This is a genomic window from Amorphus coralli DSM 19760, from assembly GCF_000374525.1.
GTDB lineage: Bacteria > Pseudomonadota > Alphaproteobacteria > Rhizobiales > Amorphaceae > Amorphus > Amorphus coralli.
Genome location: NZ_KB894573.1, coordinates 375,259 through 400,382, shown reverse-complemented (window position 1 = coordinate 400,382; position 25,124 = coordinate 375,259). Strand labels below are relative to the sequence as shown.

Below are 25,124 nucleotides of genomic sequence, written 5' to 3'. Positions count from 1 at the left end.
CACCGTGCGCGGGTCCTCAGTAGACCCGCTTGGCCGGCTCGATGTAGCTGATGTCGTTCGACAGCGTGTAGGTGTGGACCGGACGGTAGTCGATGGCCACTTCGCGCTTGTCGAGATCGACGAAGGCCAGCGTGTGCTTCATCCACTCCTCGTCGTCGCGATCCGGGAAGTCCTCGCGGGCATGCGCGCCGCGCGATTCCTTGCGGTTCACGGCGGAGTCCATGGTCACGACCGCCTGGGAGATCAGGTTGTCGTATTCCAGCGTCTCCATGAGGTCGGTGTTCCAGACCATGGAGCGGTCGCTGACCCGAACGTCGTCGCTGCCGGCCCAGACCTGGTGGATGAGCTCGTGGCCCTCCTCCAGCACCTCGCCGGTTCGGAACACGGCGCAGTTGGACTGCATCGTCCGCTGCATCCGGTCGCGCAGCTCGGCCGTCGGCGTACCGCCGGAGGCGTAGCGCATGTGGTCGAGGCGGGCGAGGGCGGCCTCGCCGGCACCCTTCGGAAGGTCGGCATGGGACTGGCCCGGCTGCACCGTCTCGGCGCAGCGGTGCGCCGTGGCGCGGCCGAACACGACCAGGTCGATGAGCGAGTTCGAGCCGAGCCGGTTGGCGCCGTGCACCGACACGCAGGCCGCCTCGCCGATGGCCATCAGGCCCGGCACGACCGCGTCGGGATCGCCGTTGACCTTGGTCAGGACCTCGCCGTGGAAGTTCGTCGGGATGCCGCCCATGTTGTAGTGGACGGTCGGGATCACCGGGATCGGCTCCTTGGTGACATCGACGCCGGCAAAGATGCGGGCCGACTCGGAAATGCCCGGAAGCCGCTCGTGCAGGATCGCCGGATCCAGGTGGTCGAGGTGCAGGAAGATGTGGTCGCTTTCCTTGCCGACGCCACGGCCTTCGCGGATCTCCATGGTCATGGAGCGCGAGACAACGTCACGCGACGCCAGGTCCTTGGCGCTCGGCGCGTAGCGCTCCATGAAGCGCTCGCCCTCGGAGTTGGTCAGGTAGCCACCTTCGCCGCGCGAACCCTCGGTGATGAGGCAGCCGGCGCCGTAGATGCCGGTCGGGTGGAACTGCACGAACTCCATGTCCTGCAGCGGCAGGCCGGCGCGCAGCACCATGGCGTTGCCGTCGCCCGTGCAGGTGTGGGCGGAGGTGCAGGAGAAGTAGGCGCGGCCATAGCCGCCGGTGGCCAGAATGACCTTGTGCGCCCGGAAGCGGTGGATCGAGCCGTCGTCGAGACACCACGCCATGACGCCGCGGCAGGCGCCGTCCTCCATGATGAGGTCGAGGGCGAAATACTCGATGAAATACTCGGCCGAATGGCGCAGCGACTGGCCGTACAGCGTGTGCAGCATGGCGTGACCGGTGCGGTCGGCGGCGGCGCAGGTGCGCTGGGCGGTGCCCTTGCCGAAGTGCGTGGTCATGCCGCCGAAGGGGCGCTGGTAGATCTTGCCGTCCTCGGTGCGCGAGAAAGGCACGCCCCAGTGTTCCAGCTCGTAGACGGCGGCCGGCGCATTGCGCACGAGATACTCGATCGCGTCCTGGTCGCCGAGCCAGTCGGAGCCCTTGACGGTGTCGTACATGTGCCAGCGCCAGTCGTCCTCGCCCATGTTGCCGAGCGAGGCGGCGACGCCGCCCTGGGCAGCGACCGTGTGCGACCGGGTGGGGAAGACCTTGGTGATGCAGGCGGTCTTGAGACCGGCCTCGGCGCAGCCGGTGACCGCGCGAAGTCCGGCGCCGCCGGCGCCCACCACGACCACGTCGAACGTGTGGTCAACGACCGGATAGGCCTCGCCGATCAGGGCCGGGCCGCTTCCGTTGCCTGCACCGTTGGAGCCCGCACCGTTGGAACCGGTGCCGTTGCTGCCAGCCATGGGCTTAGCCTCCGAAGCTGATTTTCAGAACCGCGAAGATCGAGGCCGAGGCGACGATCAGCGCGAAGAAGATGTTGGCGACCAGGAGCAGGATGCGCTGCGGTTCGCCGTGAACGTAGTCCTCGATGACAATCTGCATGCCGAGCCGCATGTGATGGGTGATCGAGATGATCGTCAGGATCAGGAAGATGGCGACCCAGGGCGATGCCAGGCGATCGTGCACGACTTCATACGATTCACCGGCAAGCGAGATCACCAGGATCACGAAGAAAATGATCAGCGGCACGTTGGCGAGCGCGGTGAGGCGCTGCTGCCAGAAATGGTCGGTGCCCGACCGTGCCGACCCGAGGCCGCGGACGCGCTTCAGCGGGGTGGTCATGTCAGCCATGGTCGTTTCCTAGATCACGATCAGGCCGACGATCCACAGAAGGATCGTCAGCGAAACGGAGCCGATGAGGGTGGCCCAGGCGAGCATCTCGCGGGGCTTCTCGTCGAAGCCGTGGATGCTGTCCCACACGAAGTGGCGCAGGCCGCCGAGCATGTGATGCATCAGTGCCCACGTGTAGCCGAACAGGATGATGATGCCGATCCAGGAGCCGAAGAAGCCGTTCGCGGTGGCGAAGGCATCGGGGCCGCTCGCCGCGGCGACGAGCCACCACATCACGAGGAGGGTGCCGAAGAAGAGCGCGCAGCCGGTGATGCGGTGCACGATCGACATCACCATGGTGATGATCGGCCGGTAGATGGTCAGATGGGGCGAAAGGGGTCGGTTTGCCTTGGCGTCGACCTGCGACATTACGCGTTCTCCGGATGGGCCGCCGGGCGGTTTCTGTCATCGTTCTAGCCTGCGGTCCGCCCCCCGTCAAAGCCACCGGGGGAGGTTTCCGCCGACGGGCTTTGTGCGCCGCTTCCACGGGGAAGAAAAGGCCGAATTGCCCTGGCCCGCGCCGGGTACGGGGCATCGCGAGCAGGGACCGGGGCGCGGGAATCACCCCCGTGCGGCGATTCTCTTGTGCAGGTGCACCATGAACGACGTCGCGAAGATCGGCGTAACGAGATTGAGCAACGGCACCGCCAGCACCGCGGAGATCACCAGCCCGGCGGCGAACACCGTGACTGCGTTGTCCTGACGCAGCCGCTTGGTTTCGGCCTCGGAATGAAACCGCATGGCCGCAGCCTCGAAATATTCCCGCCCGAGCAGGTAGCCGTTGACGACGAAGAAGGCGGCAATGTTGACCACCGGGACGAGCAGGAGCAGCAGCGCCAGAAGGTTGCCGAGGATGACGATGCCGGTGAACTTCACCGTGTGCCAGAGGCCGCGCACGAACGGGATGTCCCGGCCCGGCGGGTCGGCGGGATAGTCGAGACGCTCCACCTTTCCGGCGATCTCGTCCTGGAAGAGGCCCGCAACGGCGGCGGAGACCGGCGCCGCGAGAAAGGCCAGGCCGATGATCATGCCGAGGCCGGTAACCACCGAAATGACCGTTTCCAGCCAGTCGTACTTTAGGTCGACATAGTGGGTGAGCGCTGCCTCGACGCCGATCCACGCCATGATCAGGATGGCGGCGGTTATGCCCAGCGTCTTGAGCAGGATCGGCCGGAAGGGGCGCGAAAAGATCTCCGAAAAGGCGTGGGAGGCGCTCGCAAGCATGGAATGGGCCGTCTCCGGGAGGAAGGGTCGACCAGCGACATAGGCGCTCGGCGGCCCGTGCTCAAGCGCCCCCCTGGCTTCGCCGGAAACGGGGGCGGGGTGGAAATTCGGCGCGATCTCTGTAAGGTTCGCGGCACTTCACGGGTCCGAAATCGCTCGCCGTCGTCCGTCGGGCCACTCGAGCGGATGCGAGCCGGACCGGCTTCGCCTCACCCCCGAGACCGCCTCGACCGGTCACGCCGCCTGCGTCCGCAGGCCGGACGATTTCGCCCCTAGAGACGACCACAAGGAGGACCGACCAGATATGGCCGCGCCGCGCTACGACGTACTCGGAATCGGGAATGCGATCTTCGACATTCTCGCCCATGTCGACGACGACTTCATTGTCCGCGAGAATCTTGCCAAGGGCTCCATGCGGCTCGTCGACGGCGACGAGATCGCGCGCCTCTACGGCGATCTCGGCCAGGTGGTCCGCATCTCCGGGGGCTCCGGCGGCAACACCATCGCCGGCATCGCCTCGCTGACCGGCAAGGCGGCCTATGTGGGCAAGGTGGCCGACGACGAGTTCGGCGAGGCCTACCGCCACGACATGCGCGGCGTGGGCGTCGCCTTCGACACCAAGCCGCTCTCCGGTGGGGCGCCGACGGCGAGCTGCCTCGTGCTGGTGACGCCGGACGGCGAGCGCACCATGAGCACCTTCCTCGGCGCCTGCCAGAGCCTGACCCCCGACGACGTCGATCCGGCGCTGGTCGCCGATGCCGAGATCACCTTCCTGGAAGGTTATCTCTGGGATCCGCCGCAGGCCAAGGACGCCTTCCGCAAGGCCGCCGAGATCGCCCACCAGAACGGCCGCAAGGTGGCGCTGACGCTGTCCGACACCTTCTGCGTCGACCGCTTCCGCGCCGAGTTCCTGGAGCTGATCAAGTCCGGCACCGTCGACATCGTGTTCGCCAACGAGCACGAGCTGCGCGCACTCTACGAGACGGCCGACTTCGACACCGCCGTGGCGGAACTGCGCAAGGACGCGACGCTCGCCGCCGTGACCATGGGCGCGGAAGGTTCGCTGACGATCACCCGCGAGGAAACTCATCACGTGAAGGCGGCGCCGGTGGACAAGGTCGTCGACCTGACCGGCGCGGGCGATCTGTATGCCGGCGGCTTCCTGTTCGGGCTCGCCCGCGGCATGGCGCTGCCGGACTGCGCCGCGATCGGCGGGCTTGCCGCCGGCGAGGTCATCCAGCACATCGGCGCACGGCCGGAGGTGAACCTGGTCGACCTGGTGCGCCAGGAAGGATTCGAGATTTAGTCTCGGGTCTTTTTGTCTCGCGGCAGCTCGCTTCGCTCGCGCCTCCGACGGGGCGGGCTGACCGCGCGGCGCCCTGTCGGGCGCTGGTTCGTGTGATCCGGTTAGGCAGGGGTTGGTCTAATTTGAGCAAGCCCCAATCTCCGCTCACCCCCTCCCGGCGCAGGGAGGGGAGCGGAGGATTGGGCTGCTTGCGGCGTGAACCAACTCAGGCCCCGCCGGACCACTCCACCAGCGGACGACCGTCCGCCGGCCGGAGGCCGCCCACCCGGAGCCGGTGAGCGAAGCGAACTCGGCGTGAGGGGTCAAAAACCCTAGAATGGCCGCCTTTGCCGCATGGCGGCGGACAGCGTGCCTTCGTCGAGATAGTCGAGCTCGCCGCCGATGGGCACGCCCGAGGCGAGCCGGGTGACGGTGACGCCGAGACCGTCGAGCTGCTCCATCAGGTAGTGGGCGGTGGTCTGGCCCTCTACCGTGGCGTTCACCGCCAGGATTATCTCGCGCACTTCCTCCGCGTGGGCCCGCTCGATGAGCCTCGGGATGTGGAGCGCGTCCGGGCCGATGCCGTCCAGCGCCGACAGGGTGCCACCGAGCACGTGATACTGGGCGGAGACGACGGCGGCGCGCTCAAGTGCCCAGAGATCGGCCACGTCCTCCACGACCACGATCAGCGAGCGGTCGCGGCGCGGATCGGTGCAGACCGAGCACGGGTCGGCCGTGTCGATGTTGCCGCAGACGGAGCAGATCTTCACTTCCTCCGCCACTTCGGCCAGCGCACCGGCGAGCGGGATCAGCAGCGCGTCCCGCTTCTTGACGAGCGCCAGCGCCGCCCGGCGCGCAGAGCGCGGGCCGAGGCCGGGAAGCTTGGCAAGCAGCTGGATCAGCCGCTCGATCTCGGGACCGGTGGTGACGGGCATTGGAGCGGAACGCGCCGGCCCTTACATGCCGGGAGGCATCATTCCGGGGGGCAGGCCGAGACCGGACATGATCTCCTGGGTCTTCTGTTGCACGGCCACGTCGACCTTCGCCTTGGCGTCGGTGTGAGCGGCGACGACCAGGTCCTCGACGATCTCGGCCTCTTCGGGCTTGAGCAGCGAGGGATCGATCTTGACGCTCAGGAGCTCCTGCTTGCCGTTGACGCGCACCGTCACAAGCCCACCGCCGGACGTACCCTCGGCCTCGACGGCGCCCATCTGCTCCTGTAGGTCGCCCATCTTCGACTGAAGCTCTTTCGCCTGCTTCATCATCTTCATGAAGTCCATGAGACTACTCCTCGTCGGGCTCGTCGTCGGGCAGCGGGGCCTCGACCGACGGCTCTTCGGTTTCCGCGATCCGGACGTCGACGATCTCGGCGCCCGGGAACTGGTTGAGGACAGCGGCGACGATCGGGTCGGCGGCGGCATTGGCCAGCCGCTCCTCCACGCTGCGCGTTTGGACCTCGTGAATGGTGTCGCCACCCTCCTCGGAGGAGACGACGACAAGCCAGCGACTGCCGGTCCAATCGGTGAGCCGGGTGCCTAGCTCTCCGGCCAGCGTGATCGGCGCGTTCGGCATCATCGCCACTTCGATACGGCCGGGCTCGAAGCGCACGGGTCGCATCTCGCGCTCCACCGCGAACTTGAGCTTGGGTGCACGCATGCGCTCGGCGAGCGCTGCCACGTCGGCCAGCGAGGTCAAGGTGACGGCGGGGGCGGTGTCGGCGGCGGTTTCCGGCCGGCTGGCGGGAGCAGGCTGGCGCATGGGTTCCGGCGCCGATCCACCGCCGGCGGCTGCCCGCAGATGGCTCGCGGGACCCTGGCCGCCACCGTTGCCGGACGATGAGGGAGGCGACGGCGGGGCTGCCACGGGGCCCAGGTCGGCGCCGGAGGCCAGCGCCTTCATCAGGGCGTCCGGGGTCGGCAGATCGGCGGAATGGGCGAGGCGAACCAGCACCATCTCGGCCGCCGCGAGCGGCTTGCCGGCGGTCTGCACCTCCGGAAGACCCTTGAGCAGGATCTGCCAGGCGCGCGACAGCACCGGGACGGAGAGTTTTTCTGCGAAGGCGGCGCCGCGCACGCGCTCCTCCTCCGTCACGGTGGCGTCGGCGGCGACGTCGGGGACGAGCCGGAAGCGGGTGACGAGGTGGACGAAGGCGGCGAGGTCGGCCAGCACGGTGGCCGGGTCGGCACCGGCGGCATATTGGTCGTCGAGTTCGGCGATGGCGGCGGCCACGTCGCCGCGCATGACCATGTCGAACAGGCCGACGACGCGCGATCGGTCGACGAGGCCGAGCATGTCCTTGACCGAATCGGCCGTGACGGCGCCGGCGCCGTGGGCGATGGCCTGGTCCATCAGCGACAGCGCGTCGCGGACCGAGCCTTCCGCCGCGCGGGCGATGAGCCGGAAGGCCTCGTCCTCGACGGTGACGGCTTCCGCCTCGGCGATGCCGGCAAGATGGGCGACCAGCAGGTCCGCGTCGACGCGGCGCAGGTCGAAGCGCTGGCAGCGCGACAGGACCGTGACCGGCACCTTGCGGATCTCGGTGGTCGCGAACACGAACTTCACGTGTTCCGGCGGTTCCTCAAGTGTCTTCAGCAGGCCGTTGAAGGCCGCCGTCGACAGCATGTGCACCTCGTCGATCACGTAGACCTTGTAGCGGGCGCTGACCGGCTTGTAGCGCGCCGCGTCGGTGATCTCGCGAATGTCGTTGATGGAGGTGTGGGAGGCGGCGTCCATCTCGATGACGTCGACGTGCCGACCTTCCATGATGGCGGCGCAGTGCTCGCCCTCGACCGGCATGTCGATGGTCGGCTGGTCGGCGGTGTCCGTCTCGTAGTTGAGGGCGCGCGCCAGGATGCGGGCGGTCGAGGTCTTGCCGACGCCGCGAACGCCGGTCAGCATCCACGCCTGCGGGATCCGGCCGGTCTCGAACGCATTCCTGAGGGTGCGCACCATCGGATCCTGGCCAACCAGGTCCTTGAAGGTCCGCGGACGGTACTTGCGGGCAAGGACGCGATAGGGCGCAGCCGAGGCGTCGCGGGGGGATGTGTCGTCCATGACCCGGCGCCGGTGCCTCTCGATAAGAACGGAGGTGGGAGGCTGGCACGGCGACCCGTGCCTGGCTCGTTAGGGCTGCTTCCTTCCGGACCTGACCCGGTTGGCGAGTGACCCGTCCACCGCCAACCTCCCGACTTCTCTATATCAAAGGTCGCCCCCCCTTTGGCAAGGTGGGGGAGGCGTGCAATTTTCATTCGCCCACCGGAGAGGTCCGTTCCGACCGTCCGTCCAGCCGCAAAGAACGCCGTGGAGACCCCCGCCGTGTCCGAAGGATTCGCCCTCGATCCCCAGCTTCACGCCGACACGACGCCGGTGGTGGAATTGCCGCTGTGCTCGGTCCGCCTGAGCGACGACGCCACCTATCCGTGGCTCGTTCTGGTGCCGCGCCGCGCGGAATGCGTGGAGATCATCGACCTGGCGCCGGACGACCGGGCGATCCTGATTGAGGAGATCGCGATGGCTTCGCGGGTGCTGAAGTACCTGACCGACGCCCACAAGCTGAACGTCGCGGCGCTCGGAAACGCGGTCGCCCAGCTCCACATCCACGTCATCGCGCGCTATCCGGAAGATCCGGCCTGGCCTGGACCGATCTGGGGAAAAGTGCCGGCCCAAGCCCGGGACGCGGCCGAGCGGGCCAATTTCACGGCACGCCTGCAACGGGCCTTTGCGGACGCGTGACGGCCCGGGGGCGGCGAATCGTGTTTTTATGGGGTCCAGACTGTGCGCGGGGGCGGCATTGATGGGTTGGCAATGAGTTCCAGATCGTTTCCGCAGTTCCCCGTGGTCGACGCCTCCTCCCGGACGGGGTTCGCCGGTAACCGGCTCGACCGGATCGCGGAAGCACGGACCGGCCTGTCCGCGGCAGAGGTCGCCGCACGGCCCGGGGCCGGTTTTTATCTCTTCACCGATGATGGGGCGGTCCTGAGCGGACCGGAAGCGGCGCCCGTGGCCCTTCACGACCGGGCAGCGGCCGAATACCTGGGGGCCGCACTCGACCAGGCTATCGTGCTCGGCTTCGACGACGGCGTCCCCCGGCTTGCCGCCCGCATCCCGGGCTTGTCGGATGGTGCGGCCGCCTGGACGCGCGACCTGCGATCGCTGGCTGTGGACGGCACTCTGGCGCCGCACGATCTCGGCGCCATCGCCCAGGCGAGGAGCCTGATTTCCTGGCATGACCGGCACGGCTTCTGTGCCAATTGCGGGCAGAAGAGCATGCCCTCGCACGGCGGCTACCGGCGCGACTGCCCGGCCTGCGGCACCCAGCATTTTCCGCGCACCGATCCGGTGGTGATCATGCTGGCGGTGGACGGCGACCGCTGCGTGCTGGGGCGCCAGTACCGCTTCGCTCCCGGCGTCTACTCCTGCCTGGCGGGGTTCGTGGAACCCGGCGAGACGCTGGAGGACGCCGTGCGCCGCGAGCTTTACGAGGAGGCCGGTATCCGCACCGGCGCGGTGACCTACCATGCCAGCCAGCCCTGGCCGTTTCCCTCCAGCCTGATGATCGGCTGCTTTGCCGAGGCGACGAGCTTCGATCTGGTCCGGGAGGTGGAGGAGCTGGAGGACGTGCGCTGGTTCGAGCGCGCCGAGCTGTCGGCGATGCTGGCGAAGACCCATCCCGACGGCTTCCTGGTGCCGCCGGCGATGGCCATCGCCCATCATCTCATCAAGGCCTACGCGGACGGCGGCGTCGTCTGAGGGCAGCGGCACCGCTTAGGCCTGGAAGCGCTGATTAGTTCTGCGCGCTTCCGGACGGAAAACCGGTACCCACTTTTCCTGGGATTGGTTGATCAGCGCGCGACCGCGCGCCGCCCGGTCAGGGCGCGCCCGCGTGAGCTACGAACGAAGTGAGCGCGCGTGAGCGATCAAGATTCGTTTCTCCGCAATCCCGGACGGAAAACCGGTACCCACTTTTCCTGGGATTGCTCTAGCGCTTCGGCCGCAGGATCCGGTTTTCCTCCGGCTCGCGGATGTTGGCGCGGAATTCGGCCGCCGGGTAGACGCCAAGAATGCGGATCTCGGTGGAGAAGAACTCCAGCTCCTCAAGCGCCAGTGCCAGGTTCGGATCGTCCGGGTGGCCGTCGACCTCGGCGTAGAACTGGCTGGCGAAGAACTCGCCCTCGAGCTGGTAGGACTCCAGCTTGGTCATGTTGACGCCGTTGGTGGCGAAGCCGCCGAGCGCCTTGTAGAGCGCAGCCGGCACGTTGCGCACCCGGTAGAGGAAGGACGTCACCACCGGGCCGTTGCCCGGGGCGGCGCGCGTGTCTTCCGGCGACAGGATGACGAAGCGGGTGGTGTTGTGGGAGGCGTCTTCGACGTCCTTCATGAGGATGTCGAGCCCGTAGATCTCGGCGGCCAGCGTCGAGGCGATGGCGCCGACCGTCGGGTCGCCGCGTTCGGACACCTGTCGCGCGGAGCCGGCGGTGTCGGCCGCGACCACCGGCAGCAGCCCGTGCCGATGCAGCATGTGGCGGCACTGTCCGAGTGCCTGGACGTGGCTCTGCACGGTCTTGAGATCGGAAAGCCTGGTGCCGGGGAGGGCCAGAAGCTGGTGATGGATCGGCTGGAAATACTCGCCGATGATGAACAGGTTGGCCGTCGGCAGCAGGTGATGGATGTCGGCCACCCGCCCGTTCTGCGAATTCTCGATCGGGATCATGCCGAGATCGGCCGCGCCGGAGGACAGCGCGGCGAAGCAGTCCTCGAAGGTGGGGCAGGGGACCGCCTCGGCCTCGGGGAACACGGTGTTGGTCGCGATGTGGGAATTCGCGCCCGGCTCGCCCTGGAAGACGACACGGGGGCGGTTGGGATCGGTCATCGGCTCAATCGTCTGGCGCGCCGGAATCGGGGATCAGGACAGGATCGCGCGGGCCCTGTCGAGATCCGCGGGGGTATCCACCCCCAGCGGCACGGCGTCAACCACCGCGACATCGATGCGCATGCCTGCCTCCAGGGCGCGAAGCTGCTCGAGTTTCTCGCGGCGCTCCAAAGCGGAGGGCGGCAGCGAGACGAAACGCGTGAGGGCAGCGCGGCGGAAGGCGTAGAGGCCGATATGGTGGTGCAGCGGCCCATCGCCGTAGGGTGCCGTCGCGCGGGTGAAATAGAGCGCGCGCAGGCGGCGCTCCGACAGCGGGCTGCCGACCACCTTCACCACGTTGGGGTTCGTCCGCTCCTCCTCGATCTCGATCACGGCGGCGAGCGTGGCGATATCGACCTGGGGATCGGCGAGCGGTTCAAGGGATGCGCGGATCGTCGCAGGCTCGATGGTCGGCAGGTCGCCCTGAACGTTGACGACCACCTGCACGGCGCCGGCGGGATCCAGGGTCTGCAATGCCTCGTTGATGCGATCGGAGCCGGACGGATGGTTAGCCGCGGTCATTACCGCCTCGCCCCCGGCCGCTTCGACCGCGCGGGCAATGTCGGCATCATCGCAGGCGACGACGACACGGCCGATTTCGGCCTCCCGGGCGCGCCGCCAGACCTGCACGATCATCGGCGCGTCGCCGATGACGGCCAGCGGCTTGTCGGGCAGCCGGGTGGCGCTGCGTCGGGCTGGAATTATGACAAGGATGTCGTCTGGCATCGGTCCTCCGCGGTTCGGGAGGCACCCTGCCGGGCGCCGAGGGGCGCGGCAATAGCGCGCGGCACCGAACCGATTGTGTCTTGTGCGCGGCGCTTTATACGAGTGGACATAGAATTATTATAGCGGGTAGTGTCCACCGCGATTTCCGTACCGCGAGGCCGGCCGGAACCTGGGCCTCCGCGACGAGGATGAGGACAAGGATGGATTCGTTCGAACTTAACAAGGTCGCAGGCGCCGTACTCGGGACGTGCCTTTTCGTGATGGCCGTCGCGGTTGTGTCGGATGCGATCTTCGAGACGCATCCGCCCGAGGAGCCCGGTTACGCGATCGCGATTCCCGAGGCGACGAGCACCGGCGAAAGCGAGCCGGCGCCGGCCGCGACGCCGCTTCCGGTCTTGCTCGCCAACGCCGACGTGTCTGCCGGCGAGAACGGCGTGCGGGCCTGCCAGGCCTGCCACAGCTTCGAGAAGGGCGGTCCGAACAAGGTCGGCCCGAACCTCTACGGCATCGTGGGCGCCGCCGTGCTCGGCCACGCCGACTTCAACTACTCCTCCGGCATGAAGGAGTGGGGCGCCGACAAGACCTGGACCTACGCCAATCTCGACGCGTTCCTGGAGAACCCGCGCAAGGAAGTGCCGGGCACGGCCATGAGCTATGCCGGTATCAAGAACGACGAGAAGCGCGCCGACGTCATCGTCTACCTGCGGTCGCTGGCCGACAACCCCGAGCCGCTGCCGGAAGTGCAGAAGACGGCCGAAGCCGATACCGGCACGGCCACCGATGCCGCGCCGGCCGGCGCGGGTGATGGTGCGGCCGCCGAGGGTGGCGATGCCGCGGGTGGTGCTGCCAGCGGCGACGCTTCGGGCGACGCAGCCTCTGGCGGTGACGCTGCGTCCGGCCAGTCGGGCGACAGTGCCCCGGCCGCCGAGGGCGCTCCGGCGGGTGACGCTGCTCCTGCGGGTGATGCGGCCCCGTCCGGCGACGCCGCTCCGGCCGAGGGCTCCGGCAACGCCGCGCCCGAGCAGAAGGAAGGCTCCGCCGCTCCGGCCGAGAGCGATCCCCAGAAGGACGCCGCCGTGCAGGGCGGCGCCGACGGGTTCGTCAAGCTGGTTGCCGCGGCCAACCCGGACGACGGCAAGCGGGCCGCGCGGGCGTGCGTGGCCTGCCACACGTTCGAGAAGGGCGGCGCCAACAAGGTCGGCCCGAACCTCTGGAACGTCGTGAACGCGCCGGTCCTGCATGTCGCCGACTACAACTACTCCAAGGCCATGAAGGAGTGGGGCGCCGACAAGACCTGGACCTACGCCAACCTCGACGAATATCTCGAGGCTCCGACCAAGGTCGTGAAGGGTACCAAGATGGCCTTCGCCGGCATCCGCAAGGAAGAAGACCGGGCCGCGGTCGTCGCGTATCTGCGCTCCATGGCCGATACCCCCGCGCCGCTCTGATAGCCGCCTCCTGACGGCCCGGCGGTCCGAAGACCGCCGGGGACGCCGCCTCGGCGTCGCAATTTCCGGCAGGGCCCTGACGCAAACGCGCGGCCCGCCACGCTTCCGGCATTAAATTTTGGTCATTGTGGCCCTCGGCGGTGTCGCCGACGGGCTTGCCTCCCTAAAATGGGATAGATTCACAATGACCGGATGCCGCTTTTCATGATGCGTTCCTTCTCGTTCGGCCTGGCCGCCCTCCTGGCGTCGCTCGCTGTCGTGCCTGCGGTCGCCGAGGACCCGAAGTGGCGGTCCGCGGCCGCGCTGACCGGCGAGCCGAAATACGCGGACGACTTCGAGCATTTCGACTACGTGAACCCGGATGCCCCCAAGGGTGGCACCGTGCGGCTGCACAGCGTCGGCTCCTTCGACAATCTGAACTTCGTGCCGCGCAGAGGCTCTCCGGCGCTCGGGCTCGGCTTCCTTTACGATACGCTGATGACGCCGGCCTACGACGAGCTGGACATCTCGGCCGACTACGGGCTGCTGGCGGAAGCCATGCAGTGGCCGGACGATCATTCCTGGGTGAAGTTCCGGCTGCGCGAGGGCGCGCGCTGGCACGATGGCGAGCCGGTGACGCCGGAGGACGTGGTCTGGTCGTTCCAGGCGCTGACGGAGAACAATCCCGGCCAGGCCTTCTACTATCGCCACGTGACGGACGCGCAGGTGACCGGCGAGCGCGAGGTGACCTTCACCTTCGACCAGGCCGGCAACCGCGAGCTGCCGAAGATCGTGGGCCAGCTTATCGTGCTGCCCAAGCACTACTGGACTGCGGAAGGGCGCGACATCACCGCCGCCACCGTGACGCCGCCGCTCGGCTCCGGCGCCTACCGGATCAAGTCCGTCGACCCCGGCCGCTCGATCGTCTACGAGCGCGTGGAGGACTACTGGGGCGCCGATCTGCCGGTGAATGTCGGCACCAACAATTTCGACGAGATCCGCTACGAGTATTATCGCGACGAGGACGTCGCGCGGCAGGCCTTCAAGGCCGACGAATATGACTGGTATCAGGAGCTCTCGGCGAACCGCTGGGCGACCCAGTACGACTTCCCGGCCATAGACAAGGGATGGGTCAAGAAGCTGGAGTTCCCCGATGTCGGCTCCGGCCGGATGCAGGGCTACGCCTTCAACCTGCGCCGGGACAAGTTCCAGGATCCGCGCGTGCGCCGCGCCTTCAACCTTGCCTACGATTTCGAGTCCTCCAACGAGCGCCTTTCCTACGGCCTGAACGAGCGTATCGGCTCCTATTTCGCCGGGACCGAGCTTGCCGCCACCGGCCTGCCGGAGGGCGAGGAGCTCGAGATCCTGAAGAGCGTGGAGGAGGAGGTCGACGGCGAAGGCATGCCGCAGACCGTCTTCACCGAGCCGTACAACCTGCCGGTCGGCGGTTCGCCGCAGGCGCTGCGCTCCAACCTGCGCGAGGCGTCGCGTCTCCTGAAGGAGGCCGGCTACGAGATCCGCGGCGGCAAGCTGATCAACGCGACGACGGGCGAGCCCTTCTCGGTGGAAATCCTGCTCTCGTCGCCGGGGGCGGAACGCGGTGCGCTGGCCTACAAGACCGACCTGGAGAAGCTCGGCATCCATGTGTCGCTGCGCACGGTCGATTCCTCCCAGTACATCCGGCGGGTGCGGGCGCGTGACTTCGACATGGCGATCTTCGTCTGGGGCCAGAGCCTGTCGCCGGGCAACGAGCAGAACGAGTTCTGGGGCTCGCAGGCCGCCGATCGCGAAGGCTCGCAGAACTATGTCGGCATCAAGAACCCGGCGGTGGACGCGCTGATCCAGCGCATCGTGTTCGCCGACGACCGCGACACGCTGGTCGCCGCCACCCGGGCGCTCGACCGGGTGCTCTTGCACAACGAGTATGTGGTGCCGCAATTCCGCGCGCCGGACGACCGGATCGTCTACTGGGACCGGTTCGACCACGCCGACCTGCCGAAGTTCACCACCGCCTTCCCGATGGCGTGGTGGTACGACGAGGAGAAGGCGGCGAAGATCGCGAGGGAGAAGAAGTGAGCCGACGGCGCTCGCTCCATCTCGACCGGCGCCAGGCGCTGAAGATCGGCGCCGGCGGCGCCGCCGGCATCGCGCTGGCGCCCTGGCTGCGGCCGACGTCGGCACGGGCCCAGTCCACCGCCACGCCAAGTGGACGGCGGCACGGCCTCTCGGTGTTCGGCGACCTGCAGTTGCCGGCCGACTTCAGCCACTTCCCCTACGTCAATCCGGATGCGCCGAAGGGCGGGACCATCCGGCTGGTGGCCTCCCAGTGGGGCTTCAACCAGAACCCGGTGACCTTCAACACCTTCAACACGTTCATCCTGGCCGGCGACGCGCCGCCGATGATGGACATGTGTTTCGACACGTTGATGGTGCGTCAGCTGGAGGAGCCGGACGCGGTCTACGGGCTGGTGGCAGAGAGTGTGTCGGTCTCCGACGACGAGAAGACCTTCGCCTTCCACCTGCGGCCGGAGGCGCGGTTCCACGACGGTTCGCCACTGACCGCCGAGGACGTGGCCTTCTCGCTGGAAACACTGCGAACGCAGGGCCATCCGACGCTGCGCCAGGTGCTCTCCTGGGTCGAGGCGATCAGGGTGGAGGATCCGCAGACGGTCGTGGTTGTGCTGAAGCCCGAGGCGAGCAACCGGATGCCGCCGACGGTGGCCACCATGCCGATCCTGTCGAAGGCCTACTACGAGATCCACGAGTTCGAACGCTCGACCCTGACGCCGCCGCTGTCGTCGGGCCCGTACCGGGTCGGATCGTTCGAGAGCGGCCGGTTCGTCGAGTTCGACAGGGTTGCGGACTGGTGGGCGAAGGACCTTCCGGTGGCGCGCGGGCAGGCCAATTTCGACACCGTTCGCGAGGAGTTCTTCCGCGACCGTCAGATCGCGTTCCAGGCGCTGACCAACGGCACGCTGACCTATTACGAGGAGGCCGTCGCCAAGAATTGGGCCACCGGCTACACCTTCCCGGCCGTCGAGAGCGGCAAGGTGATCCGGGAAGAGTTTCCCGACAACCGCCCCTCCGGCGCCCAGGGCTGGTTCATCAACACGCGGCGCGCGAAGTTCGCCGACCCGCGCACCCGGCGAGCTCTCGGGCTGGCCTTCGATTTCCAGTGGACCAACCAGAACCTGTTCTACGGCCTCTACAAGCGGACGGCCTCGTTCTTCGAGAACTCCGCCATGATGGCGGAGGGCACGCCGGGACCGGACGAGCTGGCGCTGCTGGACCCTCTGCGCGGCCAGGTGCCCGAGGCGGTGTTCGGCGAGGCGTGGACGCCGCCGGTGTCCGACGGGTCCGGGTCCGACCGCCGGCTTCTGCGGGAGGCGAACGATCTCCTGCTGGCGGCGGGCTGGACGCGCAAGGGGCGCAACCTGGTCGATGCCGACGGCGCGCCGTTCACCATCGAGGTCCTGAGCTTCGCGCCGACCTTCGAGCGGATCGTGCAGCCCTATGCGCGCAACCTGGAGCGCCTCGGTATCGAGATGACCTTCCGCCTGGTCGATCCGGCGCAGTACCAGTCCAGGCTCAACACCTTCGACTTCGACATGACCGGCCAGCGCTTTGCCTTCTCGGCGACACCGGGCGAGGGAATCCGGGAATTCTGGAGCTCGGAGTCTGCCCGCTCCGACGGGTCCCGCAACCTGTCGGGCATTGCCGATCCAGCCGTCGACACGTTGCTGGACAAACTGGTCAACGCGCCGACCCGGGAGGAGATGACGGCCGCGGCCCGGGCTCTCGACCGGGTGCTCCGGCTCGGCTTCTACTGGGTGCCGAACTGGTACAGCGCCACCCATCGCACGGCGCGCTGGGACGTGTTCGGCTTCCCGGACAAGCCTCCACACTACGGCTTTCCGGTGGTCGCGACCTGGTGGTCGACCGAGGTCGCCACTTCAGACGCGAACGGTTAGGATCCCGCCTCGATGGCCTCCTACATTCTTCGACGCCTGCTGCTGATCCTGCCGACCCTGTTCGGGATCATGCTGATTTCCTTCCTGGTCGTTCAGTTCGCCCCAGGCGGGCCGGTGGAGCGGGTGATCGCCCAGCTCTCCGGCATGGACGTATCGGCGACCGCCCGCATTTCCGGCGGGGGCGGCGACTTCGCCGGCGGCTCCGAACCGGGGTCGTCGAGCGCCGGCTCCGGCGACATCAGTTCGAAATATCGCGGCGCCCAGGGCCTCGACCCGGAATTCATCCGCGACCTGGAGGCGCAGTTCGGCTTCGACAAGCCGCCGGTCGAGCGCTTTGCGCTGATGTTGTGGAATTATCTGCGGTTCGATTTCGGCCAGAGCTATTTCCGCGACATCGGCGTGCTCGAGCTGATCGGCGAGAAGCTGCCGGTCTCCGTCTCGCTCGGCCTGTGGATGACGCTGATTTCCTACGGCATTTCCATTCCGCTCGGCATTTCCAAGGCCATGCGCGACGGCTCGCGCTTCGATGTGTGGACATCCGCCGTCGTCATCATCGGTTACGCGATCCCGGGCTTCCTGTTCGCCGTGCTGCTGATCGTGCTGTTCGCCGGCGGATCCTTCCTCGACCTGTTCCCGCTGAGAGGGCTGTTGTCGGAAGGGGTGAGGGGGGCGACGTGCGCGCCCTGGAACGCCGCCTTCGACGCCCATCGCTGCGTTACCGTCGTCATTCCCGACTATTTCTGGCATCTGACCCTGCCGATCATCGCCATGTCGCTGTCGGCCTTCGCCACCACGACCCTGCTCACCAAGAACTCGTTCCTGGAGGAGATCCGCAAGCAGTACGTGATGACGGCGCGGATGAAGGGGCTGACGGAGCGGCAGGTGCTCTACGGCCACGTCTTCCGCAACGCCATGCTGATCATCATCGCGGGCTTCCCGGGGGCGTTCATCTCCGCCTTCTTCACCGGCTCGCTGCTGATCGAGACAATCTTCTCGCTCGACGGGCTGGGGCTTCTGGGCTTCGAATCCATCATCAACCGCGACTACGCGGTGGTGTTCGCGACCCTCTACATCTTCTCGCTGGTGGGGCTGGTGGTGAACCTGATCACCGACCTGACCTATATGTGGGTCGACCCCCGGATCGACTTCGAAAGCCGGGAGGTCTGAGGTGGAAGCCCGTCTCGAACCTTCCCACGACGAGTTCTCGCCGGTGGCGGACGCGCCTGCGACCGGGCGGGGCGTGATCACCCTGTCGCCGCTGAACAAGCGGCGCTGGCGCAACTTCCGGGGCCACCGGCGGGGCTTCTGGTCGCTGTGGATCTTCCTGGTCCTGTTCGTGCTGACGCTGTTCGCCGAGTTTCTCGCCAATGACCGGCCGCTGATCGTCTCCTACAAGGGCGAGATCCTGTCGCCTGTGTTCGTGGATTACCCGGAGGAGAAGTTCGGCGGCTTCCTGGCCGTCACCGACTACCGCGACCCCTTCATCCAGGAGGAGATCGAGGCCAACGGCTGGATGGTCTGGCCGCCGATCCGCTACTCCTACAACACCGTCAACAACGAGCTGCCGGTGCCCGCACCGTCACCGCCGACCTGGATGCTGGACCAGGCCGAGCGCTGCCAGGGCTATGTCGACGGCACCGCCGATCCCAACTGCACGGTGTGGAACTGGAACTGGCTCGGCACCGACGATCAGGGCCGCGACGTGATGGCGCGGCTGATCTACGGCTTCCGCATTTCCGTCCTGTTCGGTCTGGTCCTGACCGTCCTGTCGTCGGTGGTGGGCGTCGGCGCCGGCGCGGTGCAGGGCTATTTCGGCGGCTGGACCGACCTGATCTTCCAGCGCGTCATCGAGGTTTGGACCTCGATCCCGGCGCTTTACCTGCTGCTCATCATCTCCGCGGTGCTCGCGCCGAGCTTCTGGGTGCTGTTGGGCATCTTGCTGCTGTTTTCCTGGGTGGCGCTGGTTGGCGTCGTGCGGGCGGAGTTCCTGCGCGCGCGCAATTTCGAATACGTGACCGCAGCCAAGGCGCTGGGCGTCGGCAACCGGACGATTATGTGGCGCCACCTGTTGCCGAACGCGATGGTGGCGACGCTGACCTTCATGCCGTTCATCCTGAACGGCTCGATCACCACGCTGACGTCGCTGGACTTTCTCGGCTTTGGCCTGCCGCCGGGCTCGCCGTCGCTGGGCGAACTGCTGGCCCAGGGCAAGAACAATTTGCAGGCCCCCTGGCTCGGCATCACCGGCTTCCTGGTGATCTCCATCATGCTCTCGCTGCTGATCTTCATCGGCGAGGCGGTGCGCGACGCCTTCGATCCGCGCAAGACGTTCGTATGAGGCCGCGATGACCGGACCCGCCGAAGAGCTGCTCCAAATCGAGGATCTGTCGGTCTCCTTCCAGCAGGAGGACGGACCGCCCGTGGAGGCGCTGAAGCACGTCTCCATGTCGGTGCGGAAGGGCGAGACGCTGGCCATCGTCGGCGAATCCGGCTCCGGCAAGTCGATCACGGCGCTGTCCACCGTGCGGCTTCTGCCCTATCCGGCGGCGTTTCACCCGAGCGGGCGCATCCTGTTCCACGGACGCGACCTGCTGACCGCGTCCGACCGGGAGATGCGCGGCCTGCGCGGCAACGACATCGCCATGGTCTTTCAGGAGCCGATGACGTCGCTGAACCCGCTGCACCAGGTGGGGCGGCAGGTGAGCGAGGTGCTGAGGGTTCACAAGGGCATGTCGGAAACGGCCAGCGCGAAGCGGACGCTGGAGCTGCTCGACGCCGTCGGCATTCCCGACCCGCAGACGCGGATCAAGTCCTACCCGCACCAGCTGTCCGGCGGCCAGCGCCAGCGCGTCATGATCGCCATGGCACTGGCCAACGAGCCGGAGCTGCTGATCGCCGACGAGCCGACGACGGCGCTGGACGTGACGGTGGCGGCGCAGATCCTGGAACTTCTGAAGGATCTCCAGAACCGGCTCGGCATGGCCATGCTGTTCATCACCCACGACCTGAACACGGTGCGGCGCATCGCCGATCGGGTCTGCGTGATGACCAAAGGCGAGCTGGTGGAGGAGGGGCCGGTAACGGACGTCCTCGACCGGCCGCAGCACCCCTACACCCGGCACCTGATGGAGGCGGAACCGAAGGGCGCGCCGACGAAGACCGACCGCACCGCAGAGCGGGTCGTGGAGGCGAAGGACCTTAAGGTCTGGTTCCCGATCAAGCGCGGCCTCCTGCGGCGTACCGTCGGTCACGTGAAGGCAGTGGACGGGGTTGACGTTGAGGTGCGCGCCGGCCAGACGCTCGGCGTGGTGGGCGAGTCAGGCTCCGGCAAGACGACGCTGGGCTTCGCGCTGCTGCGCCTGATCTCCTCGCGGGGGAGGATCGTGTTCCTCGGCTCCGAAATCGATGCCTATTCCTGGAAGTCCATGCGGCCGTTGAGGCGCGACATGCAGATTGTCTTCCAGGACCCCTACGGCTCGCTCAGCCCGCGCATGTCGGTGGGCGATATCATCGGCGAGGGGCTGAAGATCCACTTCCCGGAGCTTTCCGCGACAGAGCGCGAGGAGCGCGTCGCGGCGGTGCTGGACGAGGTGGGGCTCGACTCCGGCACGCGGCACCGTTATCCGCACGAGTTCTCCGGTGGCCAGCGCCAGCGCATCGCCATCGCCCGCGCCCTGGTGCTGGAGCCGAAGTTCCTGATGCTCGACGAGCCGACCTCGGCCCTCGACATGAGCGTGCAGGCGCAGGTGGTGGACCTGCTGCGCGACCTGCAGCAGCGCCGTGACCTGGCTTATCTGTTCATCTCGCACGACCTGAAGGTGGTGCGGGCGCTCGCCAACGACGTGATCGTCATGCGCGAGGGCAAGGTGGTGGAAGCAGGCCCGGCGGAACGGATCTTCGACGATCCGCAGACGGACTACACCAAGGCCCTGATGGCCGCCGCGTTCCGGCTGGAGACGATCGGCGGCAGCGCCGTTTCACAGTAGGCGCCGGCCGCCCGGAAGGGTGTTCGCCGGGATGGCACACGTGCGGCAAGTGCGCGCAAGCTTCCGCGCGCGCGGTCGTCTTCGGCCGCCCTCCAACAGTGGGGCGAAACAAGCTTTCGGAAGAAGCGGTTGTCCGATTTTTCTTGAAGCTGTCCGGGGGGCTCCCCACCTCAAAGTCATCGTTGGATTGGATGGAACGGACGATGACAAACACTCTTGCCCTTCGCCCGGCTTGGACGCCGCTCACGACCTTCCTGATGATTCTCGGGTTCATCGTGTTCTGGCCGCTCGGTCTGGCCATGCTCGCCTACATCCTGTGGGGCGACCACTTTCACCGTGTCGCGGACGACGCGCGCGGCCATTTTCGGGGATGCTCCATGCGCAAGATGAAGGACACCGCCTTTGCCGGCACGAGCCGGACCGGAAACGTCGCTTTCGACGAGTATCGCGAGCGCGAGCTTGCCCGTCTCGAGGAAGAGCGCCGCAAGATCGACGCCATGCGTGCCGAGTTCGACGACTTCCTGCACAACCTGCGCCGCGCGCGGGACCAGGAGGAGTTCGACCGGTTCATGGCCGCCCGTCACAACGGGGCGGATTCCGCGCCGCAGACGGACACGACGCCCGAGCCGCATCGGGCCTGACGGCAAGGGGCGCATGCCCCTTGCGATCCCGACCTTCGGGTCCTGACCTCCCCTTCGACGGGCCGCGACGCGGCCCGTTTTTTTGTCCGGTTGCGCGGTGCGCCCGGTGCGCCATGGTAGAGATCTCAGCCACCACGATTCGACCTCGCAGCCATCGGACCACCGCCTTGCCGACGCCGCCGCTCACCGCCATCGCGCTGGACCTGGACGGACGCGCGATCACCGTCGCCGTCCGGCGATCCCGGCGCGCGCGCCGCGCCACCCTGCGCATTCCCACCGGCGGCGCCCCCATCGTAACGGCGCCCGTCGCCATGGCGGACGCGGTGATCGACGGCTTCGTGCGCGGCCACACCGGCTGGCTCGCAGACAAGTTGGCCCGCCAGGCGCCCGCGGTGGCCTTTGCCGACGGGGCGGTGTTTCCGCTGCGCGGCGAGGACCATCGGATCCGCCACTATCCCGGGCGGCGCGGCACCGTCTGGCTGGACGTGGTCGAGGGCGAACGCCTGTTCTGCGTGGCCGGGCAGGAGCGCCACCTGGCACGGCGCGTGAGCGACGGCCTGAAGCGCATGGCGCGCGAGGACCTCGAGGAGGCCTCGGTTCGCCATGCCGCGACGGTCGGCCGGAAGATCACCAGCGTGCGGGTGCGCGATACCCGTTCCCAGTGGGGGTCGTGCACCCGGACCGGGGCGCTCTCCTACTCCTGGCGGCTCATCCTGGCGCCGGCTTTCGTGCTCGACTATGTCGCCGCGCACGAGGTGGCGCACCTGGTCGAGCACAACCATTCCGACCGGTTCTGGCGGCTGACGGAAGAGCTGGCGCCCCGCACGCCGGAGGCCCGACGCTGGCTCAAGCTTCACGGCCCCGGCCTGTTCGCCATCGGCGTTTCCGACACCGGCTGAGCCGACCCATGCCGTAGCGGCGGGGGAGGGTCCCGCCGGCGGGGCTTCCGAGCCACCTTCTTGTGCGATACCAGAAAACGAGCATGTCCACGCAAGCGCTGCTCGGCGTCATCCTTCCCGTCTTCGGTCTCATCGGCATCGGCTATTTCGCCGTGGCGGTCGGGCTCATCGGCGATCAGATCGGCGATGCGCTGGGCGAGTTCGTCTTTACCATCAGCCTGCCGCTGCTCCTGTTCCGCACGCTCTCGACGGCGGGCTGGCCGGAGGTCTCGCCCTGGCCGTTCTGGCTGACCTACTTCGCCGGGGTGGCGCTGGTCTGGACGCTGGCGACGCTGATCGTGCGCCGCGGCTTCAAGCGCGATGCCCGGGCCGGTGTGGTGGCCGGCATTTCGGCGAGCTACTCCAACCTCGTCCTGCTCGGCATCCCGGTGGTCAACCAGGCCTTCGGCGAGGAAGGGCTGGTCATCATCCTGGTGCTGGTCACCATCCACCTGGCGGTGATGATGACGGTGAGCGCGATCCACACGGAGATCGCCGCGCACCAAGACGGGTTGTCCAAGGAGGGGCTCAACATCCTGATCGTGGCCCGGCGCGTGGTGATCGCGCTGGCCAAGAACCCGATCATCATCGGCACGCTCGGCGGTGTCGCCTACAATGCGACGGGACTGCCGTTCGACGGCGTGCCGCGCGTGCTCATCGACCGGATCGCCGATATCGCCATTCCCTGCGCGCTGCTGGCGCTCGGCATGGCGCTGAAGCGCTACGGCGTCAGCGGCTCCATCATGCCGGCGCTCTGGCTGACCGGTCTGAAGGTGCTGGTGCTGCCGATCACCGTCTACCTGATCGCGCGCTACGTCGCCCACATGCCGCCGCTCTACGTGGCGGTGGCGACCATCGGCGCCACCTGCCCGACGGGCGTCAATGCCTACCTGATCGCGACCAGGGTGGGGACAGGGCACGCCCTGTCAGCCACCACCATCACGCTGTCGACGGCGGCTTCGCTGTTCATGATGGGCTTCTGGCTGACCATTTTCGGGCACTGAAGCGTTTCCGGGCGAAGCGGGAACCGGTTCGCCATCCGGAAACGCGACACCTTTCCTGGGCTCGATCGGACCCTCAGCGATAATAGCCGAGATCGAGGAAGACCCGCGGCAGGACCTCGTGCACCTGCGCCCCGGTCATGCCGGGACGGATGGCCGGATGATAGAGGATGCGCATCAGCTGCCGGTCGAATTCGGTGAAGCTGGTGTGGCGCGAGGTATCGTTGAAGACGCTCTCGCTCAGGGAGTCGTCGTCGTTCATCGGCCCCAGCCCCTGCAGGATCTCCTCCACCATGCAGCGCTTGAAGAGGTAGGGGTCGTCGGCGACGATCACCGCGGTGGACGACACGATGCGGCCCTGGCGGGTGCGCACGCCCACCAGGCAACGCGCGCCCATGGCCACCGCGTCGGCCCGGAGTTCCCGGGAGACCACGGTGGCGAACTCGTCGCGGTCGACGAGGAAGATCACGAAGTTCGCCTTTTCCCGTTCGCGCACCAGCATGGCGCGCAGGCCGCCGACGCGTGTGGGCAGGCTGGCGACGAAGGAATGAACGTTGGCGGTGTGATCTTCCCGGGCGAGATTGATGACGTGGAAGCGGACCGTTTCGGCGAACTTCTTCACGCGTTGGGAATCGCCGTGATGGCGCCCGTATTCCAGCCCGAACACGACCTTGAAGAAGCCGTCGCGGAGCCGGTCGGGCGCGAGCGCGCCCGAGGTCGACGCGGACGTGTCCGCGGACCAGAAGACGGCACCCATCACCACCGCCAGAAGTGTGCTCGCCAGCGCGAGCCGTCGCTTGAACATGGCCCGATTGCCGGATCCCCGTGAAGGCGGCCAAAGCATCGCAAATCCCGATCGCGGAGCGCAAGTGCGCGGCGCTCGCAATCGGGTGGCCGCCGTGCGGGAACCTGACTAGTCGGGAAGGGTTGCGCCAGACATGTACGCCGCTATCGGCCGCGGGCGGCGCCGGTCTAGGATGGGCGCGGTTGGACAAACGAGTCGGAGGACCAATGGCCGAGGACGGCAGGGACGGGCTGATCACGGGCGAGGATGGCTGCGCCCGCTGCTTCTGGCAGGGAAACCTGCCGGACTATCAGGCCTACCACGACCAGGAGTGGGGACGGCCGGTCGCCAACGACTGGCGGCTCTTCGAGAAGATCGTGCTGGAGGGCTTCCAGTCTGGTCTGTCCTGGCTGACCATCCTGCGCAAGCGGGAGAACTTCCGCGCCGCCTTCTCCGGCTTCGACATCGAGGCCGTGGCCCGTTTCACCGAAGCCGACGTGGAGCGTCTGCTGGAGAACCCGGGCATCGTCCGGCACCGGCGCAAGATCGAATCGGCCATCAACAACGCGCAGCGCGCCTGCGATCTCATCGAGACCGAGGGGACCCTGGCATCGTTCGTCTGGCGCTTCGAGCCGGACCCCTCCGAGCGGCCGGCACGGGCCGACTGGGACAGCCTGCGCACCCTCACGGAAACCGACCAGTCGCGCGCCATGGCCAAGGAGCTGCGCCGGCGGGGGTGGAGCTTCGTCGGGCCGACCACGCTCTACGCCTTCATGCAGTCGGTGGGGCTGGTGAACGACCACATCGAGGGCTGCGTGATCCGGGAGCAGGTCGAGGCGGAGCGCGCCGCGTTCGTGCGGCCCGTCTGACCCCCGTCGCGGCCCTCTGGTGGGCCGCCCGATGCCCGGTCTAAGCGGAGAGGGC

Annotated in this window: 23 protein-coding genes and 1 other RNA gene; 13 read left to right on the top strand and 11 right to left on the bottom strand. The window is 67.6% G+C overall.

Annotated features, from left to right (window positions below; all coding sequences use genetic code 11):
- Positions 1–16: 16 nt before the first annotated feature.
- The 4 genes from sdhA to C507_RS0112600 form a co-directional block, all read right to left on the bottom strand.
- Positions 17–1,882 carry a succinate dehydrogenase flavoprotein subunit gene (gene sdhA, locus C507_RS0112615; RefSeq protein ID WP_018700068.1) on the bottom strand — a complete coding sequence of 622 codons (1,866 nt, stop codon included), beginning with the start codon at positions 1,880–1,882 and terminating at the stop codon, positions 17–19.
- Positions 1,883–1,886: 4 nt separating this feature from the next.
- Complete coding sequence (gene sdhD / locus C507_RS0112610; RefSeq protein WP_018700067.1) at positions 1,887–2,270, bottom strand: succinate dehydrogenase, hydrophobic membrane anchor protein; 384 nt, start codon at positions 2,268–2,270, stop codon at positions 1,887–1,889.
- Between the two features lie 9 nt (positions 2,271–2,279).
- Entirely contained in the window at positions 2,280–2,678 is a 399-nt protein-coding gene (gene sdhC / locus C507_RS0112605) for a succinate dehydrogenase, cytochrome b556 subunit (RefSeq protein WP_018700066.1), read from the bottom strand.
- A 192-nt stretch (positions 2,679–2,870) separates the two neighbouring features.
- Complete coding sequence (locus C507_RS0112600) at positions 2,871–3,533, bottom strand: sulfate transporter family protein (protein ID WP_018700065.1); 663 nt, start codon at positions 3,531–3,533, stop codon at positions 2,871–2,873.
- 304 nt (positions 3,534–3,837) lie between these two features.
- On the opposite strand from C507_RS0112600, the gene C507_RS0112595 reads away from it, so the two are divergent.
- Positions 3,838–4,839 carry an adenosine kinase gene (locus tag C507_RS0112595; RefSeq protein WP_018700064.1) on the top strand — a complete coding sequence of 334 codons (1,002 nt, stop codon included), beginning with the start codon at positions 3,838–3,840 and terminating at the stop codon, positions 4,837–4,839.
- A 311-nt stretch (positions 4,840–5,150) separates the two neighbouring features.
- Here the strand turns inward: C507_RS0112595 and recR are convergent, their stop codons facing one another.
- The 4 genes from recR to ffs form a co-directional block, all read right to left on the bottom strand.
- Positions 5,151–5,753 carry a recombination mediator RecR gene (gene recR / locus C507_RS0112590; protein WP_018700063.1) on the bottom strand — a complete coding sequence of 201 codons (603 nt, stop codon included), beginning with the start codon at positions 5,751–5,753 and terminating at the stop codon, positions 5,151–5,153.
- A 21-nt stretch (positions 5,754–5,774) separates the two neighbouring features.
- Positions 5,775–6,098 (bottom strand): YbaB/EbfC family nucleoid-associated protein, encoded by a 324-nt coding sequence (locus C507_RS0112585; RefSeq protein WP_018700062.1) that lies wholly within the window; start codon positions 6,096–6,098, stop codon positions 5,775–5,777.
- A 4-nt stretch (positions 6,099–6,102) separates the two neighbouring features.
- Complete coding sequence (locus C507_RS0112580) at positions 6,103–7,872, bottom strand: DNA polymerase III subunit gamma/tau (protein ID WP_018700061.1); 1,770 nt, start codon at positions 7,870–7,872, stop codon at positions 6,103–6,105.
- A gap of 34 nt (positions 7,873–7,906) precedes the next feature.
- Positions 7,907–8,003, bottom strand: an RNA gene (ffs, locus tag C507_RS22820) — signal recognition particle sRNA small type.
- Positions 8,004–8,133: 130 nt separating this feature from the next.
- Here ffs and C507_RS0112575 point away from each other — a divergent pair.
- Together C507_RS0112575 and nudC are read left to right on the top strand one after the other, a co-directional pair.
- The gene (locus tag C507_RS0112575) at positions 8,134–8,550 is read left to right on the top strand and encodes an HIT domain-containing protein (RefSeq protein ID WP_040401103.1); all 417 of its coding nucleotides are present in this window, start codon (positions 8,134–8,136) and stop codon (positions 8,548–8,550) included.
- A 72-nt stretch (positions 8,551–8,622) separates the two neighbouring features.
- On the top strand, positions 8,623–9,567 hold the full coding sequence (gene nudC / locus C507_RS0112570; RefSeq protein ID WP_051089763.1) for an NAD(+) diphosphatase: 945 nt from the start codon (positions 8,623–8,625) through the stop codon (positions 9,565–9,567).
- A gap of 229 nt (positions 9,568–9,796) precedes the next feature.
- Here the strand turns inward: nudC and C507_RS0112565 are convergent, their stop codons facing one another.
- Both C507_RS0112565 and C507_RS0112560 read right to left on the bottom strand, forming a co-directional pair.
- Positions 9,797–10,687 carry a prephenate dehydratase gene (locus C507_RS0112565; protein ID WP_018700058.1) on the bottom strand — a complete coding sequence of 297 codons (891 nt, stop codon included), beginning with the start codon at positions 10,685–10,687 and terminating at the stop codon, positions 9,797–9,799.
- 33 nt (positions 10,688–10,720) lie between these two features.
- Positions 10,721–11,452, bottom strand: coding sequence for a 3-deoxy-manno-octulosonate cytidylyltransferase (locus C507_RS0112560; protein WP_018700057.1), 732 nt, complete (start codon positions 11,450–11,452; stop codon positions 10,721–10,723).
- 200 nt (positions 11,453–11,652) lie between these two features.
- On the opposite strand from C507_RS0112560, the gene C507_RS22815 reads away from it, so the two are divergent.
- The 9 genes from C507_RS22815 to C507_RS0112515 all read left to right on the top strand — a co-directional run bounded on the left by C507_RS22815 (position 11,653) and on the right by C507_RS0112515 (position 23,419).
- Complete coding sequence (locus C507_RS22815) at positions 11,653–12,900, top strand: c-type cytochrome (RefSeq protein WP_018700056.1); 1,248 nt, start codon at positions 11,653–11,655, stop codon at positions 12,898–12,900.
- A gap of 204 nt (positions 12,901–13,104) precedes the next feature.
- Positions 13,105–14,955, top strand: coding sequence for an extracellular solute-binding protein (locus C507_RS0112550; RefSeq protein WP_026319053.1), 1,851 nt, complete (start codon positions 13,105–13,107; stop codon positions 14,953–14,955).
- The gene (locus C507_RS0112545; protein WP_018700054.1) at positions 14,952–16,850 is read left to right on the top strand and encodes an extracellular solute-binding protein; all 1,899 of its coding nucleotides are present in this window, start codon (positions 14,952–14,954) and stop codon (positions 16,848–16,850) included. The genes C507_RS0112550 and C507_RS0112545 overlap by 4 nt, the downstream gene beginning before the upstream one ends.
- Before the next feature lie 12 nt (positions 16,851–16,862).
- On the top strand, positions 16,863–18,017 hold the full coding sequence (locus C507_RS0112540) for a microcin C ABC transporter permease YejB (protein WP_018700053.1): 1,155 nt from the start codon (positions 16,863–16,865) through the stop codon (positions 18,015–18,017).
- 43 nt (positions 18,018–18,060) lie between these two features.
- Positions 18,061–19,188, top strand: coding sequence for an ABC transporter permease (locus C507_RS0112535; RefSeq protein ID WP_210162136.1), 1,128 nt, complete (start codon positions 18,061–18,063; stop codon positions 19,186–19,188).
- Between the two features lie 7 nt (positions 19,189–19,195).
- The gene (locus tag C507_RS0112530; protein ID WP_018700051.1) at positions 19,196–20,836 is read left to right on the top strand and encodes an ABC transporter ATP-binding protein; all 1,641 of its coding nucleotides are present in this window, start codon (positions 19,196–19,198) and stop codon (positions 20,834–20,836) included.
- A gap of 203 nt (positions 20,837–21,039) precedes the next feature.
- Positions 21,040–21,477 (top strand): DUF2852 domain-containing protein, encoded by a 438-nt coding sequence (locus C507_RS0112525; RefSeq protein ID WP_018700050.1) that lies wholly within the window; start codon positions 21,040–21,042, stop codon positions 21,475–21,477.
- Between the two features lie 167 nt (positions 21,478–21,644).
- Positions 21,645–22,376 carry a M48 family metallopeptidase gene (locus C507_RS0112520; RefSeq protein WP_018700049.1) on the top strand — a complete coding sequence of 244 codons (732 nt, stop codon included), beginning with the start codon at positions 21,645–21,647 and terminating at the stop codon, positions 22,374–22,376.
- A gap of 83 nt (positions 22,377–22,459) precedes the next feature.
- Positions 22,460–23,419, top strand: coding sequence for an AEC family transporter (locus tag C507_RS0112515; RefSeq protein ID WP_018700048.1), 960 nt, complete (start codon positions 22,460–22,462; stop codon positions 23,417–23,419).
- 73 nt (positions 23,420–23,492) lie between these two features.
- On the opposite strand, the gene C507_RS0112510 is transcribed toward C507_RS0112515, so the two are convergent.
- Positions 23,493–24,221 carry a DUF2927 domain-containing protein gene (locus C507_RS0112510; RefSeq protein ID WP_018700047.1) on the bottom strand — a complete coding sequence of 243 codons (729 nt, stop codon included), beginning with the start codon at positions 24,219–24,221 and terminating at the stop codon, positions 23,493–23,495.
- 206 nt (positions 24,222–24,427) lie between these two features.
- Between C507_RS0112510 and C507_RS0112505 the strand changes: the two genes are divergently transcribed.
- Positions 24,428–25,069, top strand: a complete 642-nt coding sequence (locus tag C507_RS0112505) for a DNA-3-methyladenine glycosylase I (protein WP_018700046.1) — start codon at positions 24,428–24,430, stop codon at positions 25,067–25,069.
- Positions 25,070–25,124: the final 55 nt, after the last annotated feature.

What these genes read in the sequence shown, in the direction of transcription:
- C507_RS0112560 (WP_018700057.1), bottom strand. Translation starts at nt 11,452, where the DNA reads ATGCCAGACGACATCCTTGTCATAATTCCAGCCCGACGCAGCGCCACC.
- C507_RS0112515 (WP_018700048.1), top strand. Translation starts at nt 22,460, where the DNA reads ATGTCCACGCAAGCGCTGCTCGGCGTCATCCTTCCCGTCTTCGGTCTC.
- C507_RS0112525 (WP_018700050.1), top strand. Translation starts at nt 21,040, where the DNA reads ATGACAAACACTCTTGCCCTTCGCCCGGCTTGGACGCCGCTCACGACC.
- sdhD (WP_018700067.1), bottom strand. Translation starts at nt 2,270, where the DNA reads ATGGCTGACATGACCACCCCGCTGAAGCGCGTCCGCGGCCTCGGGTCG.
- sdhA (WP_018700068.1), bottom strand. Translation starts at nt 1,882, where the DNA reads ATGGCTGGCAGCAACGGCACCGGTTCCAACGGTGCGGGCTCCAACGGT.
- C507_RS22815 (WP_018700056.1), top strand. Translation starts at nt 11,653, where the DNA reads ATGGATTCGTTCGAACTTAACAAGGTCGCAGGCGCCGTACTCGGGACG.
- C507_RS0112530 (WP_018700051.1), top strand. Translation starts at nt 19,196, where the DNA reads ATGACCGGACCCGCCGAAGAGCTGCTCCAAATCGAGGATCTGTCGGTC.
- C507_RS0112585 (WP_018700062.1), bottom strand. Translation starts at nt 6,098, where the DNA reads ATGGACTTCATGAAGATGATGAAGCAGGCGAAAGAGCTTCAGTCGAAG.
- C507_RS0112540 (WP_018700053.1), top strand. Translation starts at nt 16,863, where the DNA reads ATGGCCTCCTACATTCTTCGACGCCTGCTGCTGATCCTGCCGACCCTG.
- C507_RS0112510 (WP_018700047.1), bottom strand. Translation starts at nt 24,221, where the DNA reads ATGTTCAAGCGACGGCTCGCGCTGGCGAGCACACTTCTGGCGGTGGTG.
- C507_RS0112550 (WP_026319053.1), top strand. Translation starts at nt 13,105, where the DNA reads ATGATGCGTTCCTTCTCGTTCGGCCTGGCCGCCCTCCTGGCGTCGCTC.
- C507_RS0112580 (WP_018700061.1), bottom strand. Translation starts at nt 7,872, where the DNA reads ATGGACGACACATCCCCCCGCGACGCCTCGGCTGCGCCCTATCGCGTC.
- sdhC (WP_018700066.1), bottom strand. Translation starts at nt 2,678, where the DNA reads ATGTCGCAGGTCGACGCCAAGGCAAACCGACCCCTTTCGCCCCATCTG.
- nudC (WP_051089763.1), top strand. Translation starts at nt 8,623, where the DNA reads ATGAGTTCCAGATCGTTTCCGCAGTTCCCCGTGGTCGACGCCTCCTCC.
- recR (WP_018700063.1), bottom strand. Translation starts at nt 5,753, where the DNA reads ATGCCCGTCACCACCGGTCCCGAGATCGAGCGGCTGATCCAGCTGCTT.
- C507_RS0112505 (WP_018700046.1), top strand. Translation starts at nt 24,428, where the DNA reads ATGGCCGAGGACGGCAGGGACGGGCTGATCACGGGCGAGGATGGCTGC.
- C507_RS0112600 (WP_018700065.1), bottom strand. Translation starts at nt 3,533, where the DNA reads ATGCTTGCGAGCGCCTCCCACGCCTTTTCGGAGATCTTTTCGCGCCCC.
- C507_RS0112565 (WP_018700058.1), bottom strand. Translation starts at nt 10,687, where the DNA reads ATGACCGATCCCAACCGCCCCCGTGTCGTCTTCCAGGGCGAGCCGGGC.
- C507_RS0112595 (WP_018700064.1), top strand. Translation starts at nt 3,838, where the DNA reads ATGGCCGCGCCGCGCTACGACGTACTCGGAATCGGGAATGCGATCTTC.